Source organism: Streptomyces sp. NPDC057486, assembly GCF_042802415.1.
Lineage (GTDB): Bacteria > Actinomycetota > Actinomycetes > Streptomycetales > Streptomycetaceae > Streptomyces > Streptomyces yanii.
Genome location: NZ_JBHVEE010000262.1, coordinates 1 through 4,812, shown reverse-complemented (window position 1 = coordinate 4,812; position 4,812 = coordinate 1). Strand labels below are relative to the sequence as shown.

The 4,812-nt window shown below is 72.3% G+C and carries 5 protein-coding genes; 1 reads left to right on the top strand and 4 read right to left on the bottom strand.

Annotation, left to right across the window (positions count from 1 at the left end):
* Positions 1–30 precede the first annotated feature (30 nt).
* From ACFU6I_RS47765 to ACFU6I_RS47750, 4 genes are read right to left on the bottom strand one after another with little or no spacing between them, the layout of a single operon-like run.
* Positions 31–1,101: an NAD(P)H-dependent flavin oxidoreductase gene (locus ACFU6I_RS47765; protein ID WP_384380645.1), complete on the bottom strand. Its 1,071-nt coding sequence runs from the start codon at positions 1,099–1,101 to the stop codon at positions 31–33.
* Positions 1,098–1,871: a CoA-transferase subunit beta gene (locus tag ACFU6I_RS47760; RefSeq protein ID WP_384380642.1), complete on the bottom strand. Its 774-nt coding sequence runs from the start codon at positions 1,869–1,871 to the stop codon at positions 1,098–1,100. The genes ACFU6I_RS47765 and ACFU6I_RS47760 overlap by 4 nt, the downstream gene beginning before the upstream one ends.
* Positions 1,868–2,716: a CoA transferase subunit A gene (locus tag ACFU6I_RS47755; protein WP_384380648.1), complete on the bottom strand. Its 849-nt coding sequence runs from the start codon at positions 2,714–2,716 to the stop codon at positions 1,868–1,870. The genes ACFU6I_RS47760 and ACFU6I_RS47755 overlap by 4 nt, the downstream gene beginning before the upstream one ends.
* A gap of 14 nt (positions 2,717–2,730) precedes the next feature.
* Positions 2,731–3,486, bottom strand: a complete 756-nt coding sequence (locus ACFU6I_RS47750; protein ID WP_384380639.1) for an enoyl-CoA hydratase family protein — start codon at positions 3,484–3,486, stop codon at positions 2,731–2,733.
* A 215-nt stretch (positions 3,487–3,701) separates the two neighbouring features.
* On the opposite strand from ACFU6I_RS47750, the gene ACFU6I_RS47745 reads away from it, so the two are divergent.
* Entirely contained in the window at positions 3,702–4,613 is a 912-nt protein-coding gene (locus ACFU6I_RS47745; RefSeq protein WP_384380636.1) for an SDR family oxidoreductase, read from the top strand.
* Positions 4,614–4,812: the final 199 nt, after the last annotated feature.

Genomic DNA, 4,812 nt, shown 5'->3' with positions numbered 1-4,812 from the left:
GCGGGCACTGGCGCTACGCCGTGCTCGTTCTCAGCGTGGCAGGGGAAGGGGCAGACCGCGGAGCGTGGCGTCCGCCTCGGCCATGATGCGGTCGACGAGTTCGGCGCACGACGGCAGATCGTCGATCAGCCCCGCGATCTGGCCGGAGGCCATCACCCCGAGATCGGTGCGCCCGTCGACCATCGACGCCTTGAGCAGCATCGGGGTGTTGGCGGCCAGCAGGACCTGGCTCCAGGTCAGTTCCTTGCCGTGCTTCATCGCCAGGCCGTCGCGGAACATCCGCGCCCAGCCCAGGCCCGATTCCTTCTTGAAGGCCGCGGCGTGCCGGACCGCCCGCAGCAGTGCGGCGGCCCGTCCCGAGCGTTCCAGCGCGTCCACCATTTCGGTGCGCAGCATCCGGTGCGGCAGGCCGTCCACGGCGGTGGTGACGGTCACGTCCGTCACCACCGCGGCCAGATACCTCGCCTTGACCGCCGCGGGCACGGTGCTGTCGGAGGTGAGCAGGAAGCGGGTGCCCATGGCGATCCCGGCCGCCCCGTAGGACAGCGCGGCGACCAGACCGCGGCCGTCGTGGAAGCCGCCTGCCGCGACGACCGGGATGTCCACCGCGTCGACGACCTGGGGGAGCAGGACGGTGGTCGCGACGCTCCCGGTGTGGCCGCCCCCCTCGCCACCCTGCACCACCACCGCGTCGGCGCCCCACGCGGCGACCTTCTCTGCATGCCTTCTGGCGCCGATGGACGGGATGACCACCACCCCGGCGTCCTTCAGCCGCGCGATCAGCTCACGGGAGGGCGCCAGCGCGAACGAGGCGACCTTGACGCCCTCGTCGATGATGATCCGTACCCGCTCGGCCGCGTCCCCCGCGTCCGCCCGCAGGTTGACGCCGAACGGCGCGTCAGTGCGTGAGGTGACCTCGCGGACGGCGGAGCGGAGCTGTTCGACGGTCATCGTGGCGGAGGCGAGGATGCCGAGCGCGCCCGCTTCGGCGGCCGCCGTGACCAGGCGGGGACCCGCGACCCACCCCATCCCGGTCTGCACGATGGGGTGGCGTACGCCGACCAGTTCGGTGAAGGGGGTGGTGATGCCGGCGCCGCTCATGCGGGGACCTCGCGCTCGCGCACGCCCTTCGGGTCGATGACCTCGCGGATCAGCCGCAGCTCCTCGGCGGTGGGCTCGCGGGTGTACGGCACCTCGTCGGGGATCGTGAGCGCGAAGCCGGTGGCCTCGGCGACCTCTTCGGCCGTGACGCCGGGGTGCAGGGAGCGCAGCCGCATCGTGCGGTCCGGGGTCTCGAAGTCGAAGACGCCCAGGTTGCTGATGACGTCCGGGATGCGGTGGTAGCGGGTCGCGGCGGGGCCGGCCGCGGCGGCGCGGTCGTAGCCGACGCCGCAGACCATGTCGACCCGCTCGACGAACACCCGCGCCGAGTGCCTGGGGATCCAGTAACTCGTCGGGTTGTTCAGGGTGTTGAGCGGGGCGCCGCGCACCCCCAGCAGCTGCCGCTTGGGGGCGGCCCAGTCGCCGATGCAGGAGATGTTCTGATTGCCGTGGCGGTCGATCTGGGTCGCGCCCATCATCACGTGCCGCCGTCCCGTGGCGGTCATGGTCAGATGCTGACGGTACGGCAGCCACCCCTCCGCCGCCTCGGACTTCGCACCGACCGCCGGCACGTCGCCGATGAGCAGCGCCTCGCCGTCGGTCAGCAGCAGATCGGGGGAGAAGGTGAGCTTCGCCAGCCGGGCCCCGATCGTGGGGACGGTCCCCATCGGGCTGGCCAGGACCTCGCCCGCGTCCCGCCACGCCTCGGCGCAGGCCACCACGCAGTATTCGGCCCGCGTCGCCGTCGTCGTCCCTGTGCTGCCGCTCACTTTTCCTCCTCGTGGAACGCCGCCACCGCGGCCTGGTACGCGGCCTCGTCCCCGGACAGGAACCGCTCGGTGAACGCCTGCCACGCCTCGGGATCGCGGGCGGCCTGGACGTAGGCCCGTTGGAACGTCTCGTCGCGGTCGTGGTCGGGCACGCACGACGTGAAGTGCGCGCCGTTCGGGGTCTCGACGACACCGTTCACGAACGCGCGCTTGACCAGCAGCGTCTGCGGTCCGTTCGCCTTGAGCAGCTCCGCGGTGTCCACGATCTGCTCGCAGGAGACGTACGCGGTGTCGGCGGCCTCGCAGAACAGGTCGTCGAAGTACGGGTCGGGGCCGAGGTACTGGGCGTTGCCGTGCACATCGGCGCGGTTGAGGTGGACGAGCGCGGCGTCCAGCCGCAGTGCCGGGGCCGCGACGAACTCCTCGCCGTCCTCGTACGGTGAAGTGACCGTCCGCAGCTGCGGGTTGACACGCATCACGTCCGAGGCGAGGCCCGCCCGCACCGGCATGAAGGGCAGTCGCTGCGTTGCGGCGGTCAGCCCCCACATGAACATGGCCTCGTCCAGCTCCACCATCTCGAACGCACCCCGCTGCCGGGCCGCACCGAAGTGCGGTTCGAGGGGGATGGAGTCGAGCGTGGCGAAGGCGGCGATCAGCTTACGGATCCGTCCGGCGGCGGCGAGCAGCCCGACGTCCGGACCGCCGTAGGAGACGACGGTCAGGTCGGTGACGTCCGAGCGCAGCAGCGCGCGCACCAGCGCCATCGGCTTGCGCCGGGAACCCCAGCCGCCGATGCCGATCGTCATGCCGCTCTCCAGCCGGCCGACGACCTCGTCGGCGGTCATGGTCTTGTCCCTGCTCACGACTGCTGCTCCTGTTCCGTGCCGAAGGTGTCGCGGACGCGGTCGGCCACGCCGCTGAGGTTGGCCTCGAAGGTGAAGCCCTGCTCGAATCGGTAGCTGCGGCGTACGTCGACCGGGTCGATGCCGTTGATCGCGGCCTTGGCGAAGCGGATCAGCGTCCCGTCCTTCGCGGCGATCTCGCGGGCCAGCTCCAGCGCCGCGTCCGGCAGTTGCTCGCGCGGTACGACCCGCCACACGGAGCCGTGCTGGTGCAGCTCCTGCGCGGTGGCGGTCCGCGAGGTGTAGTACAGGGCCCGCATCAGGTGCTGGGGGACCAGCCGGGCCAGGTGGGTGGCCGCGCCGAGCGCGCCGCGGTCCAGCTCGGGCAGGCCGAAGGTCGCGTCGTCGCTGGCGACGATGGCGTCCGCGTTGCCGACCAGGCCGACGCCGCCGCCCAGGCAGAAGCCGTGCACGGCGGCGACCACCGGCACCTCGCAGTCGTAGACCGCGGCGAAGGCCTCGTAGCAGCCGCGGTTGGCGCCGATGAGGGCGTCGTGGCCGGTCGCGCGCTGCATCTCCTTGATGTCGACGCCGGCGTTGAAGCCGCGGCCCGTGGCGCTGAGCACCACGCATCGCACCTTCGGATCGGCCCCCGCGGCGCGTACCGCGGCGGCCAGGTCGTACCAGCCCTGTACGGGGAGGGCGTTGACCGGGGGGTAGTCCACGGAGACGAGGGCGATGCCCTCTTCCGGGGCGGAGGTGGAGACACCCATGAGCAGATCAGCTACCTTTCCACCAAGCGTTTGTTAGGTTGCAAACTAGCAGTGATCGGCGTGCGACGGGAGATGCCCATGGCAGCGATCGCCGAACCGACCGGATGCGCCGCTTCCGACACCGGCCGGCGGGTTCTGGCCGCAGACCAAGTGCGGTGACCGGCAAAGCTTGCCGGGAGGGGCACTGGATTCGCTCACCGAAAGGACACACACCCATGACCGGACTGTGCACGGGACGCGTCGCCGTCATCACCGGGGCGGGCCGCGGGCTCGGGCGCGCGCACGCCCTCGCCCACGCCGCCGAGGGCGCCAAGGTCGTCGTCAACGACCTCGGAGTGGGCCTCGACGGCACCGGAGGGGCCACCGGGCCCGCCCAGCAGGTTGTCGAGGAGATCCGCGCACTCGGCGGCGAGGCGGTGGCACACGGCGGCGACATCACCACCACCGAGGGCGCGGCCTCACTGATCGCCACCGCCCTCGATGCCTTCGGCCGCCTCGACACCCTCGTCAACAACGCCGGATTCCTGCGCGACCGCATGCTCGTCAACCTGGACGACGACGACTGGGACGCGGTGATGCGCGTCCACCTCAAGGGCCACTTCCTGCCGCTCAAGCACGCCGCCGCGCACTGGCGCGCCGAGGCGAAGGCCGGCCGTACGCCCGAGGCGAGGGTCGTCAACACCAGCTCCGGGGCAGGTCTCCTGGGCAGCGTCGGACAGGGCAACTACTCCGCCGCCAAGGCAGGGATCATCGGTCTGACGCTGGTCGCCGCGGCCGAGATGGGCCGCTACGGCGTCCAGGTCAACGCCATCGCCCCGGCCGCCCGGACCCGGATGACCGAGCAGACCTTCGCCGACACCATGGCGGCCCCCGAGGACAGCGGATTCGACGCCATGGCCCCCGAGAACGTCTCCCCCCTCGTCGTCTGGCTGGGCTCCGCCGCGTCCGCCGGGGTGAGCGGCCGGGTCTTCGAGGCCGAGGCCGGCCGGATCACCGTCATGGAGGGCTGGCGGCCGGGGCCCACCGCGGACAAGAAAGCCCGCTGGACGCCGGCGGAGGCGGGGGAGGCGGCGCTCAAGCTGCTCGCCGACTCCGAGCCCCCGCAGCCGGTGTACGGGGCGCGCTGACATACCGTCCGCCCCGCGGCGCGGGGCCACCTGTCCGGCCGGACGGGTACCACCGCGCCGCGGGACCTCTCGTCCGGATCACGGGCTCCACGACGTGGGGTTTGCGCCCCCCGGGCCCGGGGCGGGCCCCACACGAACGCACAGCCCCGGGGCCTCTCTCCCCCCCCCCCCCGTTGTGAGAGGGAGGGGGGGAGGGGGC

Bases quoted from the DNA above. Each gene is read 5' to 3' on its own strand.
- ACFU6I_RS47765 (WP_384380645.1), bottom strand. From the start codon at position 1,101: ATGAGCGGCGCCGGCATCACCACCCCCTTCACCGAACTGGTCGGCGTA.
- ACFU6I_RS47755 (WP_384380648.1), bottom strand. From the start codon at position 2,716: ATGACCGCCGACGAGGTCGTCGGCCGGCTGGAGAGCGGCATGACGATC.
- ACFU6I_RS47750 (WP_384380639.1), bottom strand. From the start codon at position 3,486: ATGGGTGTCTCCACCTCCGCCCCGGAAGAGGGCATCGCCCTCGTCTCC.
- ACFU6I_RS47745 (WP_384380636.1), top strand. From the start codon at position 3,702: ATGACCGGACTGTGCACGGGACGCGTCGCCGTCATCACCGGGGCGGGC.